This window comes from Aeromonas media (assembly GCF_000819985.1).
In the GTDB taxonomy this organism is placed as follows: Bacteria; Pseudomonadota; Gammaproteobacteria; order Enterobacterales; family Aeromonadaceae; genus Aeromonas; species Aeromonas media.
Map to the genome: position 1 here is coordinate 16,238 of NZ_CDBZ01000153.1, position 3,585 is coordinate 19,822.

Annotated in this window: 2 protein-coding genes and 1 pseudogene; 1 reads left to right on the plus strand and 2 read right to left on the minus strand. The window is 61.1% G+C overall.

Going from position 1 to position 3,585, the window contains the following annotated elements; genetic code table 11:
• Nucleotides 1-121, minus strand: a pseudogene (locus tag BN1127_RS22815) (cytochrome c nitrite reductase pentaheme subunit); the annotation flags it as partial.
• A 51-nt stretch (nt 122-172) separates the two neighbouring features.
• The gene (nrfA, locus tag BN1127_RS13150; protein ID WP_042649774.1) at nt 173-1,615 is read right to left on the minus strand and encodes an ammonia-forming nitrite reductase cytochrome c552 subunit; all 1,443 of its coding nucleotides are present in this window, start codon (nt 1,613-1,615) and stop codon (nt 173-175) included.
• 739 nt (nt 1,616-2,354) lie between these two features.
• On the opposite strand from nrfA, the gene BN1127_RS13155 reads away from it, so the two are divergent.
• Nucleotides 2,355-3,585: retention module-containing protein (locus BN1127_RS13155; RefSeq protein WP_042649775.1), on the plus strand; the 1,231-nt coding region annotated here is incomplete at its 3' end.

The following is a 3,585-nucleotide window of genomic DNA, read 5'->3' on the forward strand; positions in this document are numbered from 1 at the left end:
CAGGTGTGGCAGGGAGGGCCGCAGGGGCATTCGCCGCATCGGCGGCCTGGCCCTGCAGGCTGGTCAGCAGCATGGCTGCCATCAGCATAAGTCGTAAGAAATCCATCGTTAAATCACCCATAGGAAGCCTCCATCCGATTGCGGGCCCGACTCGGCGGGCCCGCAAATCTCGTCATTGTGCGAGCCGTCCGGCCGCTTTGGCCTCGGCATCCCAGGCGGGGACTGTGGTCTTGAGGAACTGGGCCTTGTCGGCATTCATCTGTTTCATGTCCATGCCAAGGGCGGCCTGGGCCTTCTCCTTGCTGGAGATGTCAGGAATGGCGATCTCGTTGCTGATCCCCTTGGCGGCCAAGAGGCGTGCCAGCTTGGTGCGGGCATCGGCGGCCTTGTCCAGGGCTGTGCCCAGCATGCGCAGCGCCACTTCCGGGGCGTGCATCTGTACCCCGTGGGAGGCGATGGAGAAGTCCCAGCGCCATTGAGCGTGACGGATGTCCTGCTGAATGTCCTTCATCTCGGCTTCGGTGGCACCGGCATCCCAGGCGGCCTTGGCTTCAAAGTGGGCGTGCACCAGCTGTTTCTCGACTTTGAGCTTGATCTCGGTCACCGCATCCTTGCGCTGCTGGACTATGCCTTGCAGCATCTCCTTGCTCTGGGTGTGGCAGTTGCGGCAGGTCTGATCGAAGCGATCGAAGGGGTTGCCCACCTTGTGATCCGTGTAGACCTTGCCCTGCTCGTTCTGCACCTTGGGCATGTGGCAGTCGACGCAGGCGACGTTGTTCTGGCCGTGAATGCCGGCGCGCCAGGTCTCGTATTCGGGGTGCTGGGCTTTGAGCATGGGGGTCCTGGAGAGGGCATGGGTCCAGTCGGCAAAGCCTATTTCATCGTAATACTGCTCCATCTGCTCAACCGTGGTGCCCTTGTCCCAGGGGAATTTCACTGCCTTGGTGGGGCCGCTGAAGTAGTACTCCACGTGGCACTGGCCGCACACCTGGGACTGCTGATCGAAGCGTCCCTGCTCCTTGAATGGTTTGCCGATGGCGGTCATGGCGCGGTCGGCATAGGGACGGGAGAGGTGCAGGGCAGGCTTGCCTTCCTTGAACTCTTTCGAGGCGGTGTCGTGGCAGTCGGCGCAGCCGATGGTGTTGACGATCTCAGGTCCGCCTTTTGCCCACATCCCCTTGAAGTAGCCATCCTCACCCTTCTCGTCGATGACGCGGGCCACGTCCGGGCCTTTGCAGCTCCAACAGGCCATGGGCAGCGGACCGTCTTCGGCGGTCTTGGGGGCGCCGGTGCGCAGGGTTTCCCGCACGTCGGTCAACGCATAGAAGTGGCCACGCGGCTTGTTGTAATCCTTGGAGAAGGGGTAGCCGGCCCAGAGCACCACCATCTGCGGATCGTCCGCCAGGGCGTCGGTGCGCTCACGGCTCTCGCTGGTGCCTTTCCAGCTGCTGAACTGATCGGCGTGATCCTTGGCGAACAGCTCGCTGCGCGCCTCGATCTTGCCTTTGGGGGCTGTCTCGTCTGCCTGCGCCAGCATGCTGGCGCCCAGCAGGGCAGTCAGCAGCAGGGCGGCCAGACCCGGCCGAAATGGCTTGTTGTGTGAACCCACGGTCATCACTCCCAGATAAATTGTCCATGCCGAGCCTGACCGTTCCATCTTGGTGCGTGGACATCTGTGCCCATTGTCGATGGGCATGGCAGGCTGATTAATTGTTATGACTGCATATAAAATGATTTTTATGCACTTGCTCGTGGAGATAATACCAAATGGGTAAAATGGATAATCATTTATCCCCCCGGGAGTTGCGCTAGATCAATTGGCATGGACGGCTAATGCAAAAAGTGAGATCCAGGTTGAATTATTGAGCCCAATCTAGCGGTTATCCCCATCCTTGTCCTTTGATGACGCACTGCGACGAACCAGCATCTCGGGGTGGAAGAGGAGTGTCTGGGTGAGGACGAGTAGGGGGTCAGCCCCTATGGTGCGGAGAGGCTTCAAGTAGAAATGAATATATATTCTTTTTTCGTGATGGGGATGGGGGTCTGACGTTCGCCTGGTGAAATAGTGGTAAACCCTGAACGGATGGATGCCTGTCAGAAGCTGTCGTATGAACGGGGAGAAGAAGAGCCATGTTTGTCATCTGAGGCGTGAAAAAAGCGTTATATCTCGATTCCCTCCGTGGTTTGCAGCGTTTAATTGAATTAAATAGGATGTTTTGCGGCATTTACTTTCGATATTTTCGAAAATGGCGAAGGGTTGCATGGGTGGGATGGCGGTAAAATGTCCGCCTGTCACGGTGGTTTTCCTTACGCTTCATCTCTGGGAAAGCCTGTGTTTACCCGTTGGAGGATATATGGCCGAGCTGCGAATCGAGAAACCGACTCTTGTTACCCAGGTGGAGGGCGCCGTGTTTGTGATGGATGCCGACGGCACCTTGCGCCGTGCCACCCCTGGCATGCAACTGGAACCGGGGATGCGCCTGCTCACCGAATCCGACGGGCGATTCGAGCTGGCTGAACCTGCCGGTGAGGCCCCCGATGCCAGCCAACCCGAACAGGGGGGAGTGGGTCCTGCCGGGGCCATGAATCCCGAGCTGGCCACTCTGCAGGAGGCCATCCGTCAGGGTGCCGACCCGACCGAGTTGTTTGAGGAGACCGCGGCCGGTGACGCGGCCGCCGGCACTGCGGGTGGTGTGGTCGGCTCCAGCGCCGGCGGCTTCGTGGTGGTGGATCGCATCAATGATGCGACCCTGGCGGAGGCTGGCTTTGATACCGATCATCAGGGAGCCCTGCCAGGGGACGAACTGCTCTATTCGGAAGATCAGGATCTGCTGGCGGCCATCACCATCACCGAGCCCCAGACCGCCGACAACATCATCAACGGCGACGAGGCGACCGGCGTCATCATTCGCGGCGTCGTCGAGGACGTCGAGGTAGGCCAGACGGTGACCGTCACCCTGCTTGATCAGGAGGGCAACCGCCTCACCACCACCACAGTGGTGCTGCCGGGCTTCGTCTGGGAGGCCAACTTCGGCGACGTCACCGGCAAGCTGGTGGATGGCCCGCTCAGTATCCAGGCCGATACCCAGGACGCGGCCGGCAACCGGGCCAGCGACACCCTGACCGTCACCGTCGACACCCGGGCCGCCATCGACATCGATGATCTCGACACCAGCAGCATCCTGGGTCGTGACAACGTGACCCTGAGCGGCAGCACCAGCGAGGTGGAGGCGGGCCAGCGCGTCACCATCACCCTCATCGACCAGAGTGGCCAGACCCTCCATAGCGGCAGCGCCCTGGTGGGCAGCGACGGTCGCTGGCAACTCAGCGGCCTGGATCTCTCCGGCATCGAAGGCCCTTACGAGGTGCGCGCCGAGGTGACGGATCTCGCGGGCAACCGGGTGATCGACGGGGCTCCCCTCATCGGGCAGAGCGACGTGCTGACCCTGTCCGAGGCCGACTTGGCCAAGGGACCCGTCAGCGCCAGCGGCTCCCTCCATACCGGCGCCGGCATGGACGGCAACCTGCAGGTGAGCTTAGGCGCCGATCAAAGCGCCCTTGAGCACAGGGCGGGATCGCACTTTG